Consider the following 23,747-nt stretch of genomic DNA (forward strand, 5'->3'; position numbering starts at 1 on the left):
CCCATGCTTCCCCGCGCCCCGCTCTCGCTCGCCGCGCTCGACACATTGCTGACCGACGCCCGCACCCGCCGCATCGAGGGCTGGCGCCGCGGCGCGCTCGAATTCCTGATGTTCGGGATCAAGGAAGCGCGGGCATGCCTGTTCGCGGGGCTGTTCTTCGCCTGCGTGCTGCTGGTGCCCGGCGCCGGCCTGCTCAGCGTGCCCCGCTACGACCTGCTGCTCGTGGCGGCGCTGGCGATCCAGGCGTGGATGCTGAAGAGCGGGCTGGAGACCCGCGACGAGCTGAAGGCGATCTGCCTGTTCCACGCGCTCGGGTTCGCGCTGGAGGCGTTCAAGACGTCCAGCGGCATCAAGTCGTGGAGCTATCCGGACTTCGCCTACACGAAGGTGCTGGGCGTGCCGCTGTTCTCGGGCTTCATGTACGCGGCGGTTGGCAGCTACATCATCCAGGCGTGGCGCCTGCTCGACCTGCGGGTCCGCCACCATCCGCCGTACTGGATGGCCGCGCTCGTCGCGCTGCTGATTTACCTGAACTTCTTCACGCACCACGCGCTGGGGGATGTGCGCTGGTACCTGGCGGCCGTCGCGCTCGGGCTCTACGCCCGCACGACCGTCAGCTTCCGCCCGCTGGACCGCGAGCGGCGCATGCCGCTGCTACTGGGATTCGTGCTGACCGGGTTCTTCATCTGGCTGGCGGAGAACCTCGGCACGTTCTGGGGGGTGTGGCGTTATCCGAACCAGCTGGGCGCCTGGTCGGCCGTCCACGTCAGCAAGTGGAGTTCGTGGTCGCTACTGGTCATCATGACGTTCACGATCGTCGCGAACCTCAAGCACGTCAAAGCGCGGATACATGTACCAGAGCAGTGACGCCGGTCTTGGCCAGCGCCATCGCCACGGGCAAGGCACACAGCACGATCATCACACCGATACGCACGCGGCGCGCGCGCTGTTTCTGTTCCTCGAAACGGGAAACGCGGAATCCTGCATCTTGGTTCATGGAAGTCCCTTCATGTGTTATGAATAAGCCAATCATAATATGGAGTTGGAGAAACCCGCGACACGAATGGATTTCCCAACAATCCGATGCCACCCCGATAAGTTACATTGCGCTGGGGTAAAAGATCAGATTACACCTCCTGGCTATACAAATCCATGAGACAGATCTAACCAAGGTTAAATTCCACAAGATCGTCTGATTTTATCCACGACAGAGTGGCAACCCACCGGCTCAGCTGCGGTCGACGACGAGCGCGAGTTGTCCATCGCGCACGACGAATTCCGACTCGCCCCGCACCGCGAGCCGGGTGCCGGCCGGTGGCCCGCCGGGCACGTCGATGGCGAGCTGGCCGCGCCAGGCGATGGCCGCGACGAGGGTGTCGCCGCGCGGCGCCAGCGCCGTCACCCGCTGCTCGCGCTCGGCGAACATCGTCCGTGCCTGTTCCGCCAGGATGCGGAAGGCGTCGCGGCCGTCGCTGGCCGCAGTCAGGTGGCCGCCGGACCAGTTCTCGAAACGGACGTCGGGGCTCAGCGTATCGAGCATGCCGTCCACGTCGAAGGCGTTGTAGGCCGCCACGTAGCGCTCGATCAGGGCGAGGGCAGCCGGTGCGATGCAGGCATGGGACATCGGTCTCTCCTTTCTCGTTTCACGTAAAACGCCAGGCGATGGCGGATGCGTCGTCCGCCGTTTTCGCCGCCAGTCCAACGGCCTCCTTGCCGGCCTCGAACGCGCGCAGTTCGTCGAGCAGCGCGTCCAGCCCGCGCGCGCGGCACGCGTCCAGCAAGCTGCCGTCCGAGTGCAGGCCATAGGTGTCGACGAGGCGGTACAAGCCGTCGCTGAGCACCAGCAGCAGCGCGCCCGGCGGTGCCGTCACCCGCGTCCTGCGCGCCGCGAACGGTCCGCGCGGCTCCAGGCACAGGACTGCGGGACTTGCCGCCGTGTTCTGTTCGTGCCGGCGTGCGCGCAGCATCGGCAGCAGCCGCGTCCAGCGCTCGCCCGGATCGAGGATGCCTTCGGCGACGAGCGCCGCGACCGCGGCCTGCGTCGCCTGTTCCTGCGGGTTCTCGAAGGGGTCGAGGTCGCGTACGGTGCCGTCGGGGAGCTGCAGCAGGATCTTGCTGTCGCCGAGGCAGAACAGGTCCAGCGTGTGGCCGGCATCGTCGTCCGGGTCGGACACGCGCACCCACGCGAGCGTCGCGATCGGCCAGGCGTACGGCGGCACGTCGGCGTGGCCGCCGGCGGCGCGGTAGGCGGCGCGCGTGTGGTCCAGCGCTTCCAGCACGAGCGCGTCCTGGCTCTCCTCCGCGCGCAGCACGCGGCCCAGGTCCTGCGCGAAGCGGCGCACGAACCAGGCCGGATCGCTGGCGCCGGCCGCCACGCAGCGCTCGGGCGTGAGCGGCGTCGCGCCGTCCATCAGCACGAGGTCCGTATGACCGTCGCGCTCGTACACGACGACGACGTCTTCGTTGATCCGGCCCTTGCCGGCCGACGAAGCGAGGGTGTACCGCATGCTTGCTCCCATCCGTGTTGTCGTCGTTACTATAAGCCATCCGGATGACGTACGGATGAACCGTGCGCGGCGTGAACATTGGAGAGTTTGTCTCGTGCGTTTTCGCGTACGATGCTATCGGACTTACAACACGAGGACACCATGACGTTCATCGAATCGATCCAGACCTGCTTCCAGAAATACGCCAACTTCGAGGGCACGGCACGCCGTTCCGAATACTGGTGGTTCTTCCTGTTCCTCGTCATCGCGAGCATGATCCTCGGCCAGATCAGCACGACCCTGTCGATCGTGTTCTCGCTCGCCACGCTGCTGCCGTCGATCGCCGTCGCCACGCGCCGCCTGCACGACACGGACCGCAGCGGCTGGTGGCAGCTGATCAGCTTCGTGCCGATCGTCGGCATCATCGTCCTGATCGTGTTCCTGGCCCAGGACAGCCGCCCGAACCGCTACGGCGCCGCCCCGGCGTACGCGGTCTGAGACCTGCTCACAGCAGCCGGATGCCCGGCAAGGTCCGCAACGACGTCTCGCGCATCACCTGCACGAAATCCTCCAGGTAGGCGTCATCGCGGCCGCGTTCTCCCTTGGCCTGGCGCATGACCGCGTACAGGCGCCCCGTCAATCCGCCCTCCCCGATGCGCTGCTGCGCCACGTAGCTGCGCTGCAGGTACGTCTGCACGGCCCACAGCGGCAGCGCCGCGAAGCCCCGTCCGCTCGCCACCAGTTGCAGCATCGCCACCGTCAGCTCCGTCGTGCGGCGCGGCGGTTCCACGCCCGCGGGCCGCAGCACCTGGCGCACGAGGTCCAGCATCTCGTCCGGCACCGGGTACGTGATCAGGGTCTGGTCGGCGAAGTCGGCCGCCACGAGATGGTCGCGCGCCAGCAGCGGATGGCCCAGCGGCAGGATCGCCACGATGTCGAACTCGAACAGCGGGTAGACGTCCACGTCGCGCTCGTCCGTATCGACCTCCGACACGATGGCGACGTCGGCGCGGTCCTGGTGCAGCAGCCCGACGGGGTCGGACTGGAAGCCCGACACGATGTCCTGCTCGACCTCCGGCCAGCGCAGGCGCAGCGCATCCATCGACGGCATCAGCCAGTCGAAGCACGTGTGGCACTCGACGGCGATGCGCAGCTTGCCAGCGCCGTGGCCCGTCAGGCGCGCGATGTCGCGCTCGGCCCGGTCGACGGCCGGTATCACGTCCTGCGCCAGCTCCAGCAGGCGCCGGCCGGCGGGTGTGAACGCCACGGGCGCGGACTTGCGCTCGAACAGCGTCAACCCATAGAACTCTTCCAGCGCCTTCAACTGGTGCGACAGCGCGGATTGCGTCACGTTCTGCAGCGCGGCCGCGCGCGACACGCTGCCGGATTCAAGGAGGGCCAGCAAGGTGCGCAGGTGGCGCAGGTCGAGGATCGAGGTCGGCATGAGCGGAATTCATCTGGACAGAAAAATAATTCGTTTGAATTATGCCGGTTGCTCATCGATGATGACAAGACTTATTCATCCAGATGAGGCAACAACATGATCAAAACTCATATTCTCGGTTATCCCCGCATCGGCGCCCAGCGCGAGCTGAAATTCGCGCTGGAGCGCCACTGGCGCGGCGAGATCGACGAGCAGGCGCTGGAAGCCGTCGCCGCCGAGCTGCGCGCACGCCACTGGGCCGACCAGCGCGCGGCCGGCCTGGATTTCGTCGGCGTGGGCGATTTCGCGTTCTACGACCAGGTGGCCGACCATGTGCTGCTGTTCGGCTGCGCGCCGGCGCGCTTCGGCTTCACCGGCGCCGAGACGCCGCTGCAGCAACTGTTCACCCTCGCGCGCGGCGTGGCGACGGAGGCGCACGACGATTGCGGCTGCGGGCACGCCTCCCATGGCAAGCCGGCGCTGGAAATGACCAAGTGGTTCGACACGAACTACCACTACCTGGTGCCGGAATTCGAGGCGGCCACGCGCTTCGCACTGGCTCCCGACCGCCTGCTGGAGCAGGTGGCGCAGGCGCGCACGCTGGGCCACGCCGTCAAGGTCACGCTGGTCGGTCCGCTGTCGTTCCTGTGGCTGGGCAAGGCCAAGGATGGCGCCGACCGCCTCGCGCTGCTGGACGCGCTGCTGCCGGTGTACTGCGACCTGCTGGCCCGCCTGAAGGCTGCCGGCGCAGAGTGGGTGCAACTGGACGAGCCGATCCTCGGCCTGGACCTGCCGGGCGACTGGTCGCTCGCGTTCGAACGGGCGTATCACCTGCTGCATGGCGCCGGCGTGCCGCTGCTGCTGGCCACGTACTTCTCGCCGCTGCAGGAAAACCTGAGCCTCGCCTGCAAGCTCCCGGTCGCCGGCCTGCACGTGGACGGCGTCCGTGCGCCGGAAGAGCTGCGCCCCGTCGCAGACTGGCTGCCGGACCACAAGGTGCTGTCGGTCGGCATCGTCGACGGTCGCAACATCTGGCGCGCCGATCTCGACGCCTGCCTCGAACGCCTGCGTCCCGTGCTCGAGCGCCGCGCCGGCGCCGTGTGGCTCGCGCCTTCCTGCTCGCTGCTGCACGTGCCGTTCACACTCGCCCACGACGCCGCCCTCGACGCCGAACTGCGCACCTGGCTGGCTGGCGCGCGTGAAAAACTGAACGAGCTGCGCATCCTCAAACAGGTATTGACCGGCGGCGAACGGGCCGTCGCGATGGATCTCGCCGCCGCCCGCGCCGCGCTGGCGGCCCGCCGCGCCAGCCCGCGCGTCGCGCGCCCCGACGTGGCCGCCGCACTGGCCGCGCTGCCGCCGCACGCCGACCGCCGCGCCGCCCCGTTTGCGCAACGCCGGGCCGTGCAGCGCGCCCGCTTCGACCTGCCCGCGTTCCCGACCACGACGATCGGCTCGTTCCCGCAAACCCCCGCCATCCGCGCCGCACGTGCGGCGTGGCGCCGGGGCGAGCTGGCGGATGCCGCGTACGACACCGCGATGCGCGCCGAGATCGCCCATGCCGTCCGTGTACAGGAAGAGCTTGGGCTGGACGTGCTCGTGCACGGCGAGGCCGAGCGCAACGACATGGTCGAGTACTTCGGCGAGCAGCTGGACGGTTTCGCGTTCAGCGCCAACGGCTGGGTGCAGTCGTATGGCTCGCGCTGCGTGAAGCCGCCCGTGCTGTACGGCGACGTGGCCCGCCCCGCGCCGATGACGGTGGCGTGGACCGCGTACGCGCAAAGCCTTACGGCGCGGCCGATGAAGGGCATGCTGACGGGGCCCGTCACGATCCTGCAATGGTCGTTCGTGCGCGACGACCAGCCGCGCGCCCTCACCTGCGCCCAGATCGCGCTGGCGATCCGCGCCGAAGTCTGCGACCTGGAACGGGCCGGCATCGGCATCGTGCAGATCGACGAGCCGGCGCTGCGCGAAGGCCTGCCGCTGCGCCGTGCGAGCCGCGACGCCTACCTGGACTGGGCCGGCCGCGCGTTCCGCATCGCCGCCAGCGGCGTCGCCGACGCGACGCAGATCCACACCCACATGTGCTACGCCGAGTTCAACGACATCCTGCCGGCCATCGCCGCACTGGACGCCGACGTGATCACGATCGAGACGAGCCGCTCGGACATGGAACTGCTGGCCGGTTTCGGCGCGTTCGCGTACCCGAACGAGATCGGCCCGGGCGTGTACGACATCCACTCGCCGCGCGTCCCGGCGACGTCCGACATGGTGCGCCTGCTGCGCAAGGCGAGCGCCGTCGTGCCGGCGGACCGGCTGTGGGTGAACCCGGACTGCGGGCTCAAGACGCGGGCCTGGCCGGAGACCGAAGCGGCGCTGCGCAACATGGTGGCGGCGGCGCGGCTGCTGCGGGATGAAGCGGGTGGTGGGACGGTGCAGGCCGCGTAACACCGTCATTCCCGCGGAAGCGGGAATCCATACTGAGCGTCCTGGTCGCCTCAGCATGGGTCCCCGCCTCCGCGGGGACGACGACGTTCAGGCCGGGTGAATGCCGCGCGTGGTGAAATACGCCTCCAGCGTATCCCGCTCCCCCGCCCGGTCCACCAGCGCGACATAGGTATCCGGCCGCACGAGATAGACCGCGTCGCGCACGAGACCGGCCGCCTGGCACGCGTCGCACCAGTCGTAGCGGTACAGTGCGATGCCGCGCCCGGCGCACCAGGTCTGCAGCGCCGGCGCCACCTCGCCGTACACGTGCACCTGCCACGCGATCGCCGCGAGCGGCGCGTGGTTGTCCGGACCGCCGCCGTAGCCCGTCCAGGGCAGCCGGTCGCCGCCGCGCACGTGGCCCGCGCTGCCGGCCGACAGCGGGCTGTCGGGATAATGGATGCCCATCTGCGACAGCACCCGGAACATGAACGCCCGCACCGGTTCGATGCCGTATGCGGCCGACGCGAACAGGGGTGCGATGTGCGTGCGCACGAAGTCGGCGAACCCGCCCTCGGCGACGACGAACGAGAACGCGCGGTCCGTCGTCTCGACCAGCCGCTGGGCGAACGCCTTGCGCTCGGCCTCGTAGGTATCGATGAGCGTTTCCGGCGCGCGGCCCCGCAGCACGTGGGCCAGCTTCCACGCGACGTTGATCGCGTCGCCGATCCCCGTGTTCATGCCCTGGCCGCCGGCCGGGCTGTGGACGTGGGCCGCGTCGCCCAGCAGCAGCGCCCGTCCGGACCGGTAATGCCCCGTCACGCGGTGGTGCACGCGGTAGGTCGAGAACCAGTTCACCTTCTCGATCCTCAAGCCCAGGCTCGCGATGGCGCGCTGGCGCACGTCGTCGAACGCCAGCGTGTGGCCCTCGCGCACCTCGGCGTCGCGTACGGCGCCGATCAGGCGGGCATTGCCCTGCTGGTCATACGAGAACAGCGCGGCGAAATCCCCCTCCTCCAGCGACAGGTGGATCTCCCCGTTCGCCGCCGGCCCGCTCACCTCCACGTCGGCGACGTAGAATGTGTGCTGGTACGTGCCGCCCTCGAAACCGGTGCCCAGCCGATGGCGCACAATGGAATGGGCGCCATCGCACCCGGCCAGCCAGGCGGCGCGGCACACCGATTCGCCGGCCGGGCCGCGCAGCCGCGCCGTCACGCCCGCCGCATCCTGCTCGAAGCCCAGCAGTTCGGTACTGCGCTCCACCGTCACGCCAGCCTCCTCCAGGCGCCGCACGAGCACCCGTTCGTGGCGGTCCTGCGGATAGATCAGCACGAACGGATACGGGGTCAGTTCGCGGCCGGCGTCGCGGAAGGACAGGCGCGTGCGACGTTCGCCCTTCACCCACAGATTGATGGCCGGATTGCGCAGGCCGTCCGCGACGATCTCGTCCACCAGGTCGAGCTGGCGGTACAGCTCCAGCGTGCGTGCCTGCACGGCCATCGCGCGCGAGCTCGTGCCGGGCCCCGCGCTGCGGTCCACGATCCGCACGCCGACGCCCTGGCGCACGAGCCACAGGGCCAGCACGAGGCCGGTCGGTCCGGCCCCCGCGATCAGTACTTCGGTCTCGTCCATGTCGCCTCCTCGCAGGAAAGAATGACAGGAAATCCGCCGCATACGGCGCACGATAACGATACAGTATGTTACGCGCGTCCCGCTACAATGCTCCGGTCGGGCTCGTTAGAGGAAAGGATGGCGCCGTGAACATCGTCTGCATCGCCTGGGGTTCGCTGATCTGGGAACCCGGCCCCTTGAAGCTGGCGTCGGACTGGCAGCCGGACGGTCCGGCCCTGCCGCTGGAATTCGTGCGCGACAGCGACGACAGCGCCGAACTGGCCCTCGTCCTGCACGCGCCCGCGCCACCCATGCCCACGCGCTGGGCGCGGCTCGACGCGGCCGGCCTCGATGACGCCCGCGAGATGCTGCGCCGGCGCGAAAAGATCCGGCCCGAGTATCGCCAATGGGTCGGCAGCCTGCCCGACCCGGTGCCGCCCGGCCTGTCTGCGAAGACGCCGGCGGCCATCGTGGCGTGCATCGCGGACTGGATGGCGGCCCGTGACGTCGATGCGGTCGTGTGGACGGCGCTGCCGGCCAAGTTTGCCGGCGTCAGCGAACGGGCGCCCAGCCCCCACGAGGCGGTCGCGCTGCTGGCCGGGCTGCAGGGGGACGAGCGGGCCAGGGCGGAGGAATACGTGCGCCGGATTCCGGGGGATATCCGGACGTTGTATCGCGGGGTGATCGAGGAACGGCTGGGCTGGACGCCCCACCAATAAGCCGTCATTCCCGCGCAGGCGGGAATCCATGCCGAGTGTCCCCGTTCAGATCAGTATGGGTCCCCGCTTGCGCGAGGACGACGAGGGCTGATCACCCGCCCGCCTTCAGTTTTTCCATCAGCTTGCGGGCCTCGTCCGCCTGCGCGAACCGCATGTCGCCGGCCAGCAGCCCGTCGAGTTCCGTGCGCGCCGCGGCCTTGTCGCCGCTGGCGGCCAGCGCCGCCGCCAGGTGGTAGCGGATGTCGCGCGCCTTCGGTGCCAGCACCTGCGCCTCGCGCAGCAGGGTCACCGCGCGACCGGCGTTTCCGTTGCCGACGAGGATCCAGGCCAGCGTGTCCATCACGTCCGCGCGCTTCGGCGCAGCGTTAAGCGCCGCCTCGGCCGTCGCCTGCGCGCGCGCGTCGCCCAGCGCCTGGTAGCACAGTGCGAGATTGTTCAGCGCGACTGGGTTGCCGGGCTGGCGCCGCAGCACGTCTTCCAGCTTGGCGGCGGCCCGCTTGAACTCGTTCGCGCCCATCCACGTCTGCGCGCGGTACGCGAGCACGCGCACGTCGTCCGGATGCGCCGCCAGCCATGCCGCCAGGCGGCCGTCGGCGTCCGCCACGCGGCCGGCCTGGCGCAGCGCGTTGTCGATCTTGATCGCGAGTTCGTTCGTCGCATGCAGCGCGGACGCGCGCTCGAACGCGGCCAGCGCGGCGGCCGGCTGGCGCTTGGCCATCAGGATGTCGCCCTGCAGCTGGTAGCCCGCAGCGCCCTGCGGATGCTGCTTCTGCATGTGTTCCGCGACCATCAGCGCCAGGTCGTGCGACCCCTTGCGCACGTACAGCGCAGCCAGTTCCAGCTGGGCCGACGGGAAATCGGGCTGGATCGCCAGCACGCTCTTGAGGTCTTCCTCGGCCTGCGTCGTATTGTTCATCACGAGGCGCAGCGCCGCCACCTGCATCAGCGCCGGCGCGGAGCGCGGCAGCGCCTGCGCCAGCTGCTTGTACGATTCCAGCGCGGCCGGGAGGTCGCCCCGCGCCAGCTCGGCCTTGCCGCGCAAATCCAGCAGGTCCGGGTTTTCCGGATGGCTCACCTGCAGGCGGCGCGCCAGTTCCAGCGCCTTGTCCGTCTGGCCCGTGCGCAGGTAGTGCGCGCACAGGTCGACGCCGGGCCCGATCGCGTGCGGGTCGACGGCGGCGGCCTGCTCCAGCCAGCGCGTCACCTCGGCGCTGTCCTGCGTGCGCTCGGCCAGTGTCGCCAGGCCGTCCATCGCGGCCACGCTCTTCTTGTTCTTCGCCAGGAAGTCAAGGAGCACCTGCCGCGCCGCCGCCGGCTGGCTGGCGTCCAGCGCCAGCTGCGACAGGCTCGCCGCGGCCCGGTAGTACGCAGGATCGAGCTGCAGCGCGCGCGCGAAACTGGCCCGCGCCGCCTCCGCCTTGCCCTGGGCCGCCAGCACCTGGCCCTTGAGGGCGTGGACCAGCGGCCGGTCGGGCTGGACGCGCTCCAGTGCGAGCGCCGCGTCGAGGGCGGCGTCGCGCCGGCCCAGGCGCAGGTTCGCCTGCACGAGGGCCTCGACGGCTTCCGGCGAACGCTTGTCGAGGGCCGTCGCGGCCTGCAGTTCGCGCACCGCATCGTCCGTCGCGCCCGCGCCCAGCCGCGCGAGGCCGAGCCCCGTGCGCAGCGTGGCCGACGCGCCGTCCAGCGTGCTGGCCCGCGCGAACAGGTCGGCGGCCTGGTCGTAGCGGCGCGCCTTCAGGTTGGCGTCGGCGGCCAGCGCCAGCACTTCGGCGTCCGCCTGGCGGGCATCGAGCACGGGCTCCAGCACGGTGCGCGCCTCGTCCCCATGGCCGGAGCCGATCAGCGCCTGCGCCAGCATCTTGCGCGCGTACATATTGGCCGGATTGCGTTCCAGGTAGCGGCGGAAATGCTGCTCCGCCTGATAATTCGACCCGAGCTTCAGGTCGACGGCGCCGGCCAGCAGCACGCTGGGCATGTGGTCCGGCACGGCCTTGAGCACCTTGTACAGGACGTCGCGCGCGGCGTCGGGCCTGTCGGTCGTATAGTCGAGCAGCGCCTGCGTGTAGGCGACGAGCAGGCTGCCCGGCGCGCCCTTCGCGGCCAGGTCCAGCTCCGCCTGCGCCATCTGCGGCTTGCGCAGGCCGATGGCGAGATAGGCTTTTTCCACGTGGGCCGTACGGTGTTGCGGGCTGACGGCCAGCACGCGGTCGTACAGCGCCAGCGCGTCCTCGGGACGCTCGCCCGCGCGCACGAGGTCGGCCTTGAACATCAACGCGTCGACGTTGCGCGGATCGCGGGCCAGCACGCGGTCGGCGTAGCCGTGGGCGGCGTCCGCATGGCCCTCGACGATGGCGAGCCGGCCCAGGCCGACGAGCGCCGCCGGGTCGTCCGCGCGCCTGGCGAGCACGTGTTCGTAGGCCGACCGTGCCTCGTCGTTGCGGCGCAGGGCCAGGTACGCATCGCCGCGCGCGCTGGACAGGCCGGGATCGTCGGGGCCGCCCGCCGTCTCGTCCAGCGCCTTCTGGTGCTGGCCCTCCAGCACGAGCGCCGCGGCCAGCGCCGCCAGCGCCGGTCCGCGCGCATGGCCCCGGTCCAGCGCCTGCCGGGCTTCCTTTTCCGCCGTCGTGCTGTCACCCAGGTCGAGGTAGACCTGGGCGAGCTGGTAGCGCGTGTCCGCGCTGCGCGGGTCGGCGTCCAGCGCATTCTTGAGGACGATGAGCGCACCGCGAAAATCCCCTTTCGCGCGCAATTGTGCGGCATGCGCGCGCTGCTGCTCCGCCGTTTGCTGGTTGCAGGCCGGAAGCGCGGCGGCGAGGAAAACGGCCACGAGGACGGCGGCAAGGCGGCTGGCGCGCGGGGGTGTAGGGGCTCGGGAGGACATTGTTGATATTGTTATAGATCAATGACGCATTTTCGTGGGGCAAGCACGTTTATGGCAAGCAAAAACCGACGGGCATGACCGCGATACCACGGCCCGGGGCGAGGTTGTAAAAATGTCACGGGCGTTATTGATATTAAATAATTTATTTACAAGTTAAGTTTATTCGTGGCATGATGCGCCTTGACACTGGTCAACGTGTAAATATCTCTGGGAGAGTCTGTGAAAAAAGCGATCAAGCTGGCCGTCTCGGCTGCATTCATCCTCGGCGCCAGCCAGGGCTGGGCCGCGACCATCACCGATTCCGGCGTCGGCAGCTATTACGGCTACGACAACCAGGGTGCCGCGGACGTCATCGGCGGCAGCACGTACGACATCTCCAAGGCGACGATCGCGCGTGCCGGAAGTGTCCTGACCATCACGATCAACACGAGCTTCGCCGGCAAGGCGGGCGCCAGCTCGTCCTGGGGCAAGGACCCGCTGACCGGCAAGACCGGCAAGGGCATCGGCTACGGCGACGTGTTCCTGTCCGATACGTGGAACGCCGCCGGCACCGAAGCCAATCACTATACGCCCGACAACGCGACCAAGGGCACCGTCTGGGACTATGGCTTCGCGCTCGACAACCGCTGGAGCAACTCGGGCGGCAACTTCAAGCTGTATGCGCTGAACGGCGCGACCAACGCGCAGAACATCCTCAATTCGAACAGCTACATCAACTGCTCGAACTGCAACTACCGCGAGAACGAGGAAACGGCCGTGAACACCAAGTCGTCCACGGTCGAGTACACGGGCCTGTCCGGCAAATGGGCCGTCTCGACCGGCGCCCTCACGTTCACCATCAACCTCTCCGGTTCGGAACTGATGGACTACAGCTCGTTCGCGATGCACTGGGGCGAGACCTGCCAGAACGACGTCCTCGAAGGCGTGGCCATGGGCGTGCACGTCCCGCTGCCGAGCACCGCGGCCCTGCTGTTCCTCGGCCTCGGCGCCCTCGGCATGGCACGCCGCCGCCGCGCTCCGGGCGCACTGCCCCCAGGCGCAGCGGCCGTCTGATTCCTTTCAGCCGGCGCTGCCGGCGATCCTGTTGCGTCCCGCCGCCTTGGCGCGGTACAGCCGCGTGTCTGCCACCTCGACGAGTCCGGCCGGCTGGTCCTGGCTGCCCGGCACGATCGTCGCCACGCCCATGCTGCACGTGACGATGTCGGCCACGGCGGACCCCGCATGGGGCAGCGCCGCCTGCGCCAGCCGCCGCGCGCACCGCGCCGCCACCGCAAGCGCCGCCGCCTCGTCCGTCGCGGGCAGCACGAGCGCGAACTCTTCGCCGCCCAGGCGCGCGCACAGGTCGCGCGTGCGCGCCGCCGCCCGGTCCAGCACCCGCGCCACCTCCTTCAGGCAGGCGTCGCCCTGCGGATGGCCGTAGCGGTCGTTGTACTGCTTGAAGTAATCGATGTCGACCATCACCAGCGACAGCGGCGCGCCCAGCGCACGGGCCTTGCCCCATTCGACGTCCAGGATCCGGTCGAACATGCGGCGGTTGGCGATGCCGGTGAGCGGGTCGCGGTACGACAGCGCCTCCAGCTCCTTCTGCAGCTGCAGGATCTTGTCCTCGGCCCGTTTGCGTTCGCTGATGTCGAACATGAAGCCCACGAGGCAGTCCACGGCACCGTCGGCACGCCGGATCACGTGCACGACGTCGCGGATCCACACGTAGTCGCCGTCGGCCGTCAGGGCGCGGTAATCGGCTTCGTGATCGGTGCCCTGCTGCGACTGGCTCACACAGAAATCGACCGTCTTCTGGCGGTCTTCCGCATGGATGCGCATGGCCCAGTCCTCGACCGTCTTCCAGCTGTCCTGGGGCCAGCCCAGCACGCGTTCGATCTGGGGACCGATGTACGTGAAGCGCGCGGACGCCCAGTCGATGCGCCACGGGATGGCCTGCGTGGATTCGAGCAGGGTGCGATAGACGCCGGCGTCGTCGCCGGTCTCGGGATGGGTGGTCATGGCGTTCCGTGGCTGAAAACCATCATACTACCGGAATGCCTGGCCTTTGGATCAGTGCCCATGCGGCGCGCGATGGATAGACTCCGCCTGTCATCCCATTTCCCACCACGAGGTCTCCCATGGACAACCAACATACCCAGGACAATGCCGGCGTCGTTCAGGAATTCGGCGCGCTGGCGCCCGTGCGCATCGGTCTCCCCGAGCAGACGCGGTCGCAGAGCGTACGCGCCCTGAACCGCCTGCTGGCGCACACGATGGCGCTGCGCGACGCCTACAAGAAAGCGCACTGGCAGACGTCCGGCGCCAACTTCTACGAACTGCACCTGCTGTTCGACAAGCACTACGAAGAACAGGTCGCGATCATGGACGCCATCGCCGAGCGCATCCAGACCCTGGGCGGCGTGACGTTCGCGCTGGCCGGCGACATCGCGGGCGAGTCGTCGATCGCACGCGCCCCGCGCGGCCGCGAATCCGCCCCCGCCCAGCTGGAACGCCTGGCCGCTGCCCACGAGACGATCCTGCTGGACGCGCGTCCGCTGGCCCGCGCGGCGTCCGACGCCGGCGACGACGGCAGCAACGACCTGATCGTCAGCCAGGTCGTGCGCGCCAACGAACTGCAGAGCTGGTTCATCGGCGAACACCTGGCGCGCCAGGCCGAAGGCGATTGAACATCATACTTTAGTGTGATGTCATATCCTTTTGTATAGCTGGACCCGGGCGGCCTTCGTCCCGACAATGACCAGGGTGGCGCGGCATTCCGTCCGCACCACCCCGATCACCGGACGAGGAGCAGCCCATGACCACCCACCCGCCACCACTGGCCGCGAGCCTTGAACCCGAACGGCAGGCGCGCCTGGCCACGATCGGCCAGCTGGCCGCGTCGATCGCCCACGAAGTCGACCAGCCGCTGGCCGCCATCGCCCTGCACGCCCACGCGGCGCTGCGCTGCATCGAACGCGCCCAGGCGCCGGCCCAGGCGCACGCCGCACTGTGCGCCGTGCTGGAAGCGTCGCAGCGCGCCAGTGCCATCGTGAAGAGCGTGCGCGCCCTGGCCGGCCAGGTCCGGCTCGAGCGCACCGCATGCCGCCTCGACGCCGCCATCGACGACGTCCTGGCCGAATACGCGGCCGACGTGCGCCGCCACGCCATCGCCTGCCGCGTGACGGTGGCGCCGGGCGCACGCACGGTGGCGGCCAGCCCCGTGCAGCTGCGCCAGCTCCTGCGCAACCTCGTCGGCAACGCCGTGGACGCCTTGTCTCCCGTGCGCGGCCGCTCCCGCTCGATGGCGATCCGCGCCCGCGTCGGCGCCGGCGCCGGCGGCGAGATCGTCGTCACCGTGCGCGACAACGGCACCGGCATGGATGCGGCCACCGCCGCGGACGCTTTCGACCCATTGGCGACGACGAAGCCGCACGGCATGGGCCTGGGCCTCGCGATCTGCCGCGCCATCGTCGACGCGCATGGCGGCCGCCTCTGGCTGGACGCCAATCCGGACCATGGCGCCACGGCCGGCTTCGCGCTGCCGCGCGCCGCGCACGCGCATCCGTCCACCGCATCCGTGGAGGCCGTCCATGGATGACCCGCGCCCCATCACCGTGCTGATCGCGGACGACCACCCGCTGATCCGGGCCGGCCTCGCCGCGCTGATCGGCGCCGAGCCGGCGCTGCAACTGGTCGGCGAAGCGGGCGACGGCGTCGCCGCCGTCGAACATTACCTGCGCCTGCGCCCGGACGTCATGCTCGTCGACCTGAACATGCCCGGCGGCGGCGGCGTCGAGGCGATCCGCAAGATCCGCGCGCTGGTGCCGGACGCCCGCATGGTCATCCTGACGACCTACGACGGCGACGAGGACGTGCGCCGCGGCCTGCTGGCCGGCGCCAGCGCCTACCTGCTCAAGCAGTCCGGCCTCGACGAGGTGGTGCAATGCGTGCGCCAGGTGGCCGCCAACCGCCGCTACCTCGCGCCTGGCCTCGCCGAGAAGCTGGCCGGCCGCGTGGACGCCAACCGCCTGTCGCGCCGCGAGCTCGAGATCCTCGCGCACCTGTCGGCCGGCATGAGCAACAAGATGATCGCGCGCACCGAGAACATCGGCGTCGGCACGGTCAAGTACCACGTCAACAATATCCTGTCAAAGCTGAACGTCTCGTGCCGCACCGAAGCGGCCTGCGTGGCGGCGCGGCGGGGGCTGATCCACGCGTACTGAGAGCTCGCCATGTCCTGTCGCTTCATCGCCGCCGCGGCCTTCATGCTCGCCACCGCGGCGCATGCCGCCGCGCCGCAGGTGCACACCCAAGCCCCGGGCTGGTATCGGACGATGCTGGGCGGCTTCGAGATCACGGCGCTGTCCGACGGCACGCACACGTTCCCGGTCGATACCGTCATGACCGGCGTGACACCGGCCGCCGTCGACGCGGCCCTCGCCAACAACGACCTGCACCGGCCCGTGCAAGGCTCCATCAACGCCTTCCTCGTCAACACGGGGACGCGGCTCGTGCTGATCGACACGGGCGCCGGCGCCCTGTACGGCGCTTGCTGCGGCAAGCTGCTCGCGAACCTGCGCGCGGCCGGCTACAGGCCCGAGCAGGTCGACGTCGTGCTGCTGACGCACCTGCACAAGGACCACGTGGGCGGCGTGCTCGCCGACGGCAAGCCCGCATTCCCGAACGCCGTCGTGCGCGCGGCGGGCGCGGATGCCGATTACTGGCTGTCCAGGGACCAGCGCGCCGCCGCGCCGGCGTTCCTGGCAAGCTTCTTCGACAGCGCGGCGGCCTCGCTCGCGCCGTACACGGCCGCCGGCCGCTTCCAGCCGTTCGCGCCCGGTGCGGCGCTCGTCCCCGGCATCAGCGCCGTCGCCGAACCGGGCCACACGCCCGGCCACGGCGGCTATCTCGTCGAGAACGGCGGCCAGGCGCTGCTCGTGTGGGGCGACGTCGTGCACGTGGCGGCCGTGCAGCTCGACCAGGTCCAGGCGACCGTCAAGTACGACAGCAGCGCGCCCGACGCCCGGGCGACGCGCGCCGGCCTGCTGGAGCGCGCGGCGCGCGAGCACCTCCTTGTCGGCGCCGCCCATGTGGCGTTCCCCGGCCTCGGCCACGTGCGCAGGGAGGGTGCGGGCTTTGCCTGGCTGCCGCTGAACTACGAAGGCGACCCGGCCGACCCGCACTGACGCTCAACCCTCGACCAGGTACGGCGCGGGGCCGCCGGCCATCTCCTTGAACAGCCGGCGGATCACGCGGCTGAGCGATGCGTGCGGCTTGCCGCCCCTGCGCAGCAGCGGGTAGCCGCCGGACAGGCGCAGGCCATCGAGGAACGTGACCTCGTAGTCGACACGGCTGTCGCGCCGGGCCTGCGCCGCCCACGCGGCCAGGATGCGGTTGGCCATCCGGAATTCGCTGACGACGGCCGTTGCGCCGGCGTCGGCGGACAGGCGGATGCGGATGACGTCGATGGGTTCGGTGGTTGGGGCGTTAGCGGCACGCATGCTGGGGCTCCGGAGACTTGTGTGGTGTGGAAACCGGGGTCAGAGCGCCGAAAGAAGAACCGCGCTCTGACCCCTGTGCTGTCAGCGTAGCGTCCGTTCACGCCTTTTGCCCCACCCATTTGGCGGGGGCGATGACTCGATAAGGGGGAATCTTGTACAATCTTGCCCTGTACCGCCCCCAACGACTCCACCGCATGAACCCTCCCAGCGCCACGCCGATCCGCGTCCTGATCGCGGACGACCATCCGATGATGCGCGAAGGCATAGCCGCTTCGCTGACTGCGCACGGCAACATCGAGGTCGTCGCCCAGGCCTGCGACGGCGACGAAGCGATCCGTTTCTTCACCAACTGGCGCCCCGACGTGGCCCTCGTCGACCTGCAAATGCCCGGCAAGGACGGCCTGGAAGCCATCCGCGCCATCCGCAGCCTGCATCCGGACGCCCGCCTCGTCGTGCTCACGACCTACGACGGCGATGCCCGCATCGCGGCCGCGCTCAAGGCCGGCGCGTCCGCCTACCTGCTGAAGAACGTGCCGGGCCGCGAACTGGCGGCGACCGTGCGCGAAGTGCACAACGGCTCGCACATCCTGCCGCAGGCGCTGCGGCGCGAGGTGGCGATCCACTACGCCGGCGACGCGCTGTCGCCGCGCGAGCTCGACGTGCTGCGCCTCGCGGCCGTCGGCCATTCGAACCGCGCCATCGGCGCACAGCTGCACATCGGCGAGACGACGGTCAAGACGCACATGAGCACGATCCTCGTGAAGCTGGGCGCGAACGACCGCGCGCACGCCGTCACGCTCGCCGTGCAGCGCGGCTTCATCGACCTCTGACCGGTACCGCGATGCGCCGCCGCCATCGTCCCGTCCGCGCGCTCGCGGCTGCCCTGCTGCTGGCCGCCGGGTCGGCCATGGCGGCGCCGGAAGGCTTCACCGACTACCACCACACGCAATGGACGGCGACCGACGGCGCGCCACCGGCCATCCACACGATGGCGCAGACCCGCGACGGCTGGCTGTGGCTCGGCACGGCGGACGGCCTGTACCGCTTCGACGGCCAGCGTTTCGAACGCTACGCGCTGCCCGCCCAGCCGGGACGCAGCCATGAGCGCATCCAGGTGCTGCGGGCCGCGCCGAACGGCGACCTGCTGATCGCCTTCGCCGCCGAAGGCATCTCGGTGCTGCATCCGGACGGCCGCGTCGAGGACCTGCCGGGCCAACCTTCCCCGTACGAGAACGTCGGCGCACTGGCCGTCGACACGGACGGCAGCCTGTGGGCCGCCGGCGGGCACATCGCCCATTTCGCCGGCGGCCGCTGGCATGCCGTGGCGGCCGGGCCGGAATGGGAAACGGCGCACCAGGAAGACCTGCTCGTCGACGGCGCAGGCAACCTGTGGGCGTTCAACGAACACGGCGCCTGGCGCCTGGACCGGGCCGCCGGCCGCTTCGCGCGGGTGACGGACCAGGGCGGGCAACCGCTGCTGGCCCCGAACGGCAGCCTGTGGTCGCGGGCGAACGGTACGCTGCACCGGCTCGCCGCCACGGGAAGCCTGCGGCCCGGCACGTACGCGCCGTCGCAATCGGGCGGGGCCGGACAGTTCGGCGCGGACGGCACCCTGTGGCTGCTGGACTGCCCGCAGCCCGTGTGCCGCGTGCCGAACGCAGCGCAGCGCAAGGAAGCGCGCTGGACCATCGCGTCCGCGGCCGCGGAGCGGGTCGTGGATCCGGCGCTGCTGTCGGGGCGGGGCGCGGCGGCCATCCTCGAAGACCGCGAAGGCGACATCTGGGTGGCGACCGAGAGCGGCCTCGATCGCTTCCGGCGCAACCGGTTCCTGCGCAGCGGCCTGCCCGGCAGCGGCACCCGCTACAGCTTCGGCGTGGACGGGGCCGGCCGCGTGCTGGCCGCCGACTTCGAGACGGGCACGCTGTGGCATCTCGCGCCCGACGCCGCGCCGGCTGCCGTGCGCGGCCCGTGGGTCGGCGTGATCAACAACGGTCCCGACGGCGCACTGCTCGTCGGCGGCAAACGCAGCATGCAGCGTGTGCGCGGCACCACCGTGGAAGACATCCCGCTCCCGCCCGGCCCGGACGGCAAGCCGCGCGACTACCGCCTCGTCGGCCTGCTGGACGACGGCAAGGTGTTGTGGACGGCCTCGCTCGAGACGGGCCTGATCGGCTGGCGCGACGGCCGCTGGCTGCCGCGTGCCGCCTTCAACCTGCCTTCCAAGATCTTCCAGTCCGCGACCGACGGCGCGGGCACCCTGTGGCTGGCGACCGGCGACGGCAAGCTGGTGCACTACCTCGACGACAAGCTGACGGACTACGATCTCGGCGCCGTGGGCCAGGCGAGCGCGCTGTTCACGGGCGAACACCTCATCGTCAGCGGTTCCGGCGGCACGGCCGTGCTGCGCGACCGCACGCTGCGCCTGCTGCGCACCCAGGATCCGGGCGTGCTGCGCAACCTGTCCGGCATCGTCGTCACGCCGGACGGCGACCGCTGGATGAACGGCGTCGCGGGCCTCGTGCACGTGCGCGCCGCGGACTGGCGCCAGGCCATGCGCGACCCGGACCTGCCGCTGCGCCACGAATTGTTCGACGCGCTGGACGGCTATCCGGGCCGCGCCGCGATGGAAAACCGCTGGCGCGGCATCGTCAGCGCCGACGGCCGCAACCTGTGGCTGTCGGCCACCGGTGGCGTCATGCGCCTCGACCTCGCCCAGCTGCGCCGCAACCGCGTCGCGCCACAGGCCGTGATCCTCGGCGTGACGGCGGACGACCGCGGCTGGCCGGCGCAAGGGACGATCCGCCTCCCGGCCGGCACCGACCACTTCCGCATCCAGTACACGGCGCCGGCGCTGCGCCTGCCGGAACGGGTGCGGTTCGAGTACCGGCTCGACGGCGTCGACAAGGGGTGGCTCGATGCGGGCGTCCGCCGTGCCACGTCGTACACCAACATCGGTCCCGGCGACTACGTGTTCCACGTGCGCGCCGTGAACGAGGACGGCCTGCCGGGCGAGGCGGTCGCCACCCTGCCGCTGCACGTGGCGCCCACGCTCGTGCAGACGCTGTGGTTCCGCATCGCCTGCGCCGGCGCGCTCGTGCTGCTGGGCGTGCTGCTGTACCGCTACCGCATCCGCTACGTGACGCGCCGCCTGACGGAGCGGCTGCAGGTCAGGACGGCCGAACGCGAACGCATCGCCCGCACCCTGCACGACACCTTCCTGCAGACCGTGCAGGGTCTCGTGCTGCGCGTGGACGCCGTCGCCGCGACCTTGCCGCCCGACGCCGGCGCGCGCCGCCAGCTGGAGCACGTGCTGGACGACGCGAGCCACGCCATCGGCGAAGGCCGCGACCAGCTGCAGGAACTGCGCGCGGGCGATGCGCACGTGCTGGAAGACGTGCTGGCCGACACCATCGCCCGCCTCACGCTCACGTATGGCGCGCTGGCCGTCGACGTGCACGTGGAAGGCGAGCGCCGTCCCCTGCTCGCGCCCGTCGCCGACGAGATCGCGGAGATCGCGCGCGAGGCGCTGCGCAACGCGTTCGCCCACGCGCACGCCGCCCGCGTGCGCGTCACGCTGATCCATGCGCGCCGCGCGCTCACGCTGTGCGTGTCCGACGACGGCCGCGGCCTGCCCGAGCCCGTGCGGCACGGCGGCGCCGGGTTGGCGGGATACCGCGGGCACTGGGGCCTGATCGGCATGCGCGAACGGGCGGAACGCATCGGCGCGCGCCTGGAGATAGCCAGCGGCCCGCGCCAGGGCACGACGGTCACGTTGACCGTGCCCGGCGCGCACGCCTACGGGGCCGACCGGGCGCCGCCGATATAGTCCTCCAGCCCGGCGGCGAGCGCGTCGAACGCGATCCGGCAGTGCGGGCTCGCGCGCAGGTCTTCATGCATCGTGACCCATGTATCGAGCCGGAACGCGAACGCATCCGGCAGCACGCGCACGAGCGCAGGCGCGCACATGGCCAGCGGCACCTGGCACACGCCGATGCCGGCGCCGGCGCGGATCAGCGCCAGCTGGGCCACGTCGCTGTCCGTGCGCAGCGCAAAACGGTCGCGCGTAAAGCCCGGCAGCGCCTTCGCGGCCTGGCGCACGAACGGCGTCGGGCGGTCGTAGCCGATCAGCGCATGGTTCCCGAGATCGGCGAGCGTGGCCGGCGCGCCGCGCCGGGCCAGGTACGCCGGTGCCGCGTGCAGCCCCAGTTCGATGGCGCCGATGCGGCGCGCCACCAGCTGCTCCTGGCGCGGGGCGGTCATGCGCACGGCGATGTCGGCTTCGCGCTGCAGCAGGTCGTGCACCCGGTTCGACAGCACCAGCTCCACCTTCAGCGCGGGATGGCGCTGGACGAGGTCCGCGACGATGGCCGGCATCACCTCGACGCCCACGACCTCGCTGACGCTGATCCTGACCGTGCCCGCCACCGACCCGGCGCCGCCGCGCAGGCCGGACGCCGTCCGTTCCAGCGCGGCGGCCGTGCTTTCCATCGTTTCCGCGTGCGGGCGCAGCGCGAACGCCGCCTCCGTGGGCAGCAACCCCGTCTGGGAGCGGGTGAACAGCACGAGGCCCAGTGCTTTCTCGAGCGCAGCCACGTGGCGCCCGACCGTCGGCTGCGCCACGCCCAGCGCCCGGGCAGAGCCGGACAGCGAGCCTTCGCGCAGCACGCCGAGGAAGGCGCGATACAGTTCCCATTCGATGTCCGATGCCATGTAGTTATACAAAAATGTTGAGCGGATGGTAAAACTTATGCAATTCCATTGAGCCAGAACCGGCGCTACGCTGTCAACACTTTCAACGCACGGAGGACGGCATGAACGGGAACGACACGGTACTGGTACTGGGCGCCGGCGGCGGCATCGGCGGCGAGGTGGCGCGGCAGCTGGCGCGGGCCGGATGGCGGGTACGCGGCATGAAGCGCGGACTGGCCGCCGCGGCGCCGGACGCCGACGGCGTCGCATGGATAGGCGGGGACGCCATGTCGGCCGCCGACGTGGCCCGCGCCGCGCAGGGCTGCGCCGTCATCGTGCACGCCGTGAACCCGCCGGGCTACCGCGACTGGGACCGGCTGGTGCTGCCGATGCTGGACAATACGATCGCGGCGGCCGCAGCGAACGGCGCGCTCGTCGTCCTGCCGGGCACGGTGTACAACTATGGCGCGGACGCGTTCCCGGTCGTCGCCGAGGACGCACCCCAGCATCCGACCACGCGCAAGGGTGCGCTGCGCGTACGGATGGAAGCGGCACTGCAGGCGTATGCGGACCGCGGCGGCCGCGCGCTCATCGTCCGCGCCGGCGATTTCTTCGGCCCCCGCGCCGGCAACAACTGGTTCGCGCAAGGCCTCGTCAAGCCGGGCAAGCCGGTGCGCCGCATCGCCAACCCGGCCGCCCCCGGCGTCGGCCACCAGTGGGCTTACCTGCCGGACGCGGCCGCGGCGATGGTCGCGCTGATCGGGCGCCGCAACGCGCTCGAGCCGTTCGCCCGCTTCCACATGAACGGCCACTGGGACCCGGACGGCACGGCGATGTGCGCCGCCATCGCCCGCATCGTCGGACGCCGCGGCGGCCGCGCGACCGTCGCTACCTTCCCATGGTGGCTCGTGCGGCTGGCCACGCCGTTCAACGAAACCCTGCGCGAACTGTGGGAGATGCGCTACCTGTGGCGCCAGACCGTCCGCCTGGAAAATACCCGCCTCGCCGAGGTGCTGGGCGCGGAGCCGCACACGCCGCTGGACGTGGCCGTCGAGCGCACGCTGGAAGGACTCGGCTGCCTGCCGCCTAACCGCCCAGCCGCTGCCCTTTCCCGTACATCCGGCACTCCGCCGCCAGCGCCAGCAGGTTCGGATCGCGCTCGCGGCTCTTCGAGATGAGCAGGCTGATGATCTGGTGCGACGCGTACGGCGCATCGAGCGGGATCAGCTGGATGCGCGTGCTGAATTCGGCCACGCGGCCCGGCAGCAGGCTGTAGCCCATGCCGCCGCTGACGAGGTTGATCAGCGAGAAGATGTCGGACACGCGCATGATCGTCTCCGGCGTGTAGCCGGCCTGGCGGAACGCGTGGTCGAAGCTGTCCGACGTGACGAAGCCACCGCCCAGCGTGATGAATTTTTCGCCCTCCAGGTCGCGCAAGTCGACGTGCGCGCGGCCCGCGTACGGTGAGCCCAGCGGCGCGGCGAGATGCACCTCGTCCTCGAACAGCGGCACCGTCAACAGTTGCGCATCGTCGAGCGGCGCCTGCAGCCCGATCACGATCGCATCCAGCCGGCCCTCGTCGAGCCCGCGCAGCAATTCCTGGTTCGAGCCCAGCGTGAGGTCGATCTGCAGCTCGGGCCGGCGCAACTTGAGGCCCATGAGCAGTTGCGGGATGCAGCGCAGCGTCAGCGAATACAGCGACCCGATCTTCAGCCTGCCGCCCGCGAAGCCGGCCAGCTCGCGCACCTTGCGCACGCCCTCTTCCGTTTCGCTGACGGCGCGCTGCGCGTGCTTGGCGAACGCGTAGGCGGCCGGCAGCGGCACGAGGCTCCTGCCTTCGCGCCGGAACAACGGACAGCGCAATCCCTCTTCCAGCGAGTGCAGCGCGCGGTGGATGCTGACCGTGCTCTGGCCCAGTTCCTCCGACACGCGCGCGAGGCTGTGCAGGCGCATGAAGGCCAGGAAGACTTCCAGTTTCTTTAAAGTAATCTCTTCATCGATCATCGCGCCGCTCCTCGGTAAAGCATA

The 23,747-nt window shown here is 70.3% G+C and carries 22 protein-coding genes; 12 read left to right on the forward strand and 10 right to left on the reverse strand.

The window, feature by feature from the left end; all coding sequences use genetic code 11:
- Positions 1–3 precede the first annotated feature (3 nt).
- A complete protein-coding gene (locus QPK29_RS05720; protein WP_371770234.1) occupies positions 4–867 on the forward strand; it encodes a DUF817 domain-containing protein in 864 nt (287 codons plus the stop codon).
- Here QPK29_RS05720 and QPK29_RS05725 read toward each other — a convergent pair.
- From QPK29_RS05725 to QPK29_RS05735, 3 genes are all read right to left on the reverse strand, one after another.
- Entirely contained in the window at positions 836–997 is a 162-nt protein-coding gene (locus QPK29_RS05725) for a hypothetical protein (protein WP_156403668.1), read from the reverse strand. The two genes, QPK29_RS05720 and QPK29_RS05725, sit on opposite strands and share 32 nt — an antisense overlap.
- A gap of 231 nt (positions 998–1,228) precedes the next feature.
- Complete coding sequence (locus QPK29_RS05730) at positions 1,229–1,624, reverse strand: nuclear transport factor 2 family protein (protein WP_056133226.1); 396 nt, start codon at positions 1,622–1,624, stop codon at positions 1,229–1,231.
- 19 nt (positions 1,625–1,643) lie between these two features.
- A complete protein-coding gene (locus QPK29_RS05735; protein WP_371770233.1) occupies positions 1,644–2,507 on the reverse strand; it encodes a hypothetical protein in 864 nt (287 codons plus the stop codon).
- 141 nt (positions 2,508–2,648) lie between these two features.
- Between QPK29_RS05735 and QPK29_RS05740 the strand changes: the two genes are divergently transcribed.
- Positions 2,649–2,984: a DUF805 domain-containing protein gene (locus tag QPK29_RS05740; protein WP_371766308.1), complete on the forward strand. Its 336-nt coding sequence runs from the start codon at positions 2,649–2,651 to the stop codon at positions 2,982–2,984.
- A 7-nt stretch (positions 2,985–2,991) separates the two neighbouring features.
- Here QPK29_RS05740 and QPK29_RS05745 read toward each other — a convergent pair whose 3' ends face one another.
- Positions 2,992–3,930, reverse strand: coding sequence for a LysR family transcriptional regulator (locus QPK29_RS05745; protein WP_371770232.1), 939 nt, complete (start codon positions 3,928–3,930; stop codon positions 2,992–2,994).
- A 96-nt stretch (positions 3,931–4,026) separates the two neighbouring features.
- On the opposite strand from QPK29_RS05745, the gene metE reads away from it, so the two are divergent.
- The gene (gene metE, locus QPK29_RS05750; RefSeq protein ID WP_400189735.1) at positions 4,027–6,357 is read left to right on the forward strand and encodes a 5-methyltetrahydropteroyltriglutamate--homocysteine S-methyltransferase; all 2,331 of its coding nucleotides are present in this window, start codon (positions 4,027–4,029) and stop codon (positions 6,355–6,357) included.
- Positions 6,358–6,444: 87 nt separating this feature from the next.
- Here metE and QPK29_RS05755 read toward each other — a convergent pair whose 3' ends face one another.
- Complete coding sequence (locus QPK29_RS05755) at positions 6,445–7,968, reverse strand: FAD-dependent monooxygenase (protein ID WP_371771480.1); 1,524 nt, start codon at positions 7,966–7,968, stop codon at positions 6,445–6,447.
- A 125-nt stretch (positions 7,969–8,093) separates the two neighbouring features.
- Here QPK29_RS05755 and QPK29_RS05760 point away from each other — a divergent pair, with 125 nt between their 5' ends.
- Positions 8,094–8,666, forward strand: a complete 573-nt coding sequence (locus tag QPK29_RS05760; RefSeq protein ID WP_371771479.1) for a hypothetical protein — start codon at positions 8,094–8,096, stop codon at positions 8,664–8,666.
- A 91-nt stretch (positions 8,667–8,757) separates the two neighbouring features.
- Here QPK29_RS05760 and prsT read toward each other — a convergent pair whose 3' ends face one another.
- Entirely contained in the window at positions 8,758–11,547 is a 2,790-nt protein-coding gene (gene prsT / locus QPK29_RS05765) for an XrtA/PEP-CTERM system TPR-repeat protein PrsT (RefSeq protein WP_371771478.1), read from the reverse strand.
- A 219-nt stretch (positions 11,548–11,766) separates the two neighbouring features.
- Between prsT and QPK29_RS05770 the strand changes: the two genes are divergently transcribed.
- Entirely contained in the window at positions 11,767–12,600 is an 834-nt protein-coding gene (locus tag QPK29_RS05770) for a PEP-CTERM sorting domain-containing protein (RefSeq protein WP_371771477.1), read from the forward strand.
- Positions 12,601–12,606: 6 nt separating this feature from the next.
- On the opposite strand, the gene QPK29_RS05775 is transcribed toward QPK29_RS05770, so the two are convergent.
- Positions 12,607–13,548 (reverse strand): sensor domain-containing diguanylate cyclase, encoded by a 942-nt coding sequence (locus tag QPK29_RS05775; RefSeq protein ID WP_371771476.1) that lies wholly within the window; start codon positions 13,546–13,548, stop codon positions 12,607–12,609.
- Positions 13,549–13,667: 119 nt separating this feature from the next.
- On the opposite strand from QPK29_RS05775, the gene QPK29_RS05780 reads away from it, so the two are divergent.
- The 4 genes from QPK29_RS05780 (at position 13,668) to QPK29_RS05795 (ending at position 16,715) form a co-directional block, all read left to right on the forward strand.
- Positions 13,668–14,216 carry a Dps family protein gene (locus tag QPK29_RS05780; RefSeq protein ID WP_056133262.1) on the forward strand — a complete coding sequence of 183 codons (549 nt, stop codon included), beginning with the start codon at positions 13,668–13,670 and terminating at the stop codon, positions 14,214–14,216.
- Between the two features lie 128 nt (positions 14,217–14,344).
- The gene (locus QPK29_RS05785; protein WP_371771475.1) at positions 14,345–15,127 is read left to right on the forward strand and encodes a sensor histidine kinase; all 783 of its coding nucleotides are present in this window, start codon (positions 14,345–14,347) and stop codon (positions 15,125–15,127) included.
- Positions 15,120–15,752 (forward strand): response regulator, encoded by a 633-nt coding sequence (locus QPK29_RS05790; protein ID WP_371771474.1) that lies wholly within the window; start codon positions 15,120–15,122, stop codon positions 15,750–15,752. The genes QPK29_RS05785 and QPK29_RS05790 overlap by 8 nt, the downstream gene beginning before the upstream one ends.
- 9 nt (positions 15,753–15,761) lie before the next feature.
- Positions 15,762–16,715, forward strand: a complete 954-nt coding sequence (locus tag QPK29_RS05795) for an MBL fold metallo-hydrolase (protein ID WP_371771473.1) — start codon at positions 15,762–15,764, stop codon at positions 16,713–16,715.
- A gap of 3 nt (positions 16,716–16,718) precedes the next feature.
- On the opposite strand, the gene QPK29_RS05800 is transcribed toward QPK29_RS05795, so the two are convergent.
- On the reverse strand, positions 16,719–17,030 hold the full coding sequence (locus QPK29_RS05800; RefSeq protein WP_371771472.1) for a hypothetical protein: 312 nt from the start codon (positions 17,028–17,030) through the stop codon (positions 16,719–16,721).
- Positions 17,031–17,224: 194 nt separating this feature from the next.
- Between QPK29_RS05800 and QPK29_RS05805 the strand changes: the two genes are divergently transcribed.
- Both QPK29_RS05805 and QPK29_RS05810 read left to right on the forward strand, forming a co-directional pair.
- Positions 17,225–17,860 (forward strand): response regulator transcription factor, encoded by a 636-nt coding sequence (locus QPK29_RS05805; protein WP_056133278.1) that lies wholly within the window; start codon positions 17,225–17,227, stop codon positions 17,858–17,860.
- Positions 17,861–17,871: 11 nt separating this feature from the next.
- Entirely contained in the window at positions 17,872–20,856 is a 2,985-nt protein-coding gene (locus QPK29_RS05810; RefSeq protein ID WP_371771471.1) for a sensor histidine kinase, read from the forward strand.
- Here QPK29_RS05810 and QPK29_RS05815 read toward each other — a convergent pair.
- Positions 20,826–21,740: a LysR family transcriptional regulator gene (locus tag QPK29_RS05815; protein WP_371771470.1), complete on the reverse strand. Its 915-nt coding sequence runs from the start codon at positions 21,738–21,740 to the stop codon at positions 20,826–20,828. The genes QPK29_RS05810 and QPK29_RS05815 overlap by 31 nt on opposite strands.
- 101 nt (positions 21,741–21,841) lie before the next feature.
- Here QPK29_RS05815 and QPK29_RS05820 point away from each other — a divergent pair, with 101 nt between their 5' ends.
- On the forward strand, positions 21,842–22,897 hold the full coding sequence (locus QPK29_RS05820; protein WP_371771469.1) for an NAD-dependent epimerase/dehydratase family protein: 1,056 nt from the start codon (positions 21,842–21,844) through the stop codon (positions 22,895–22,897).
- Here the strand turns inward: QPK29_RS05820 and QPK29_RS05825 are convergent.
- Complete coding sequence (locus QPK29_RS05825; RefSeq protein ID WP_371771468.1) at positions 22,806–23,723, reverse strand: LysR family transcriptional regulator; 918 nt, start codon at positions 23,721–23,723, stop codon at positions 22,806–22,808. The two genes, QPK29_RS05820 and QPK29_RS05825, sit on opposite strands and share 92 nt — an antisense overlap.
- Positions 23,724–23,747: the final 24 nt, after the last annotated feature.

The sequence above is a fragment of the Massilia orientalis genome, assembly GCF_030411975.2.
Classification (GTDB): Bacteria; Pseudomonadota; Gammaproteobacteria; order Burkholderiales; family Burkholderiaceae_D; genus Telluria; species Telluria orientalis.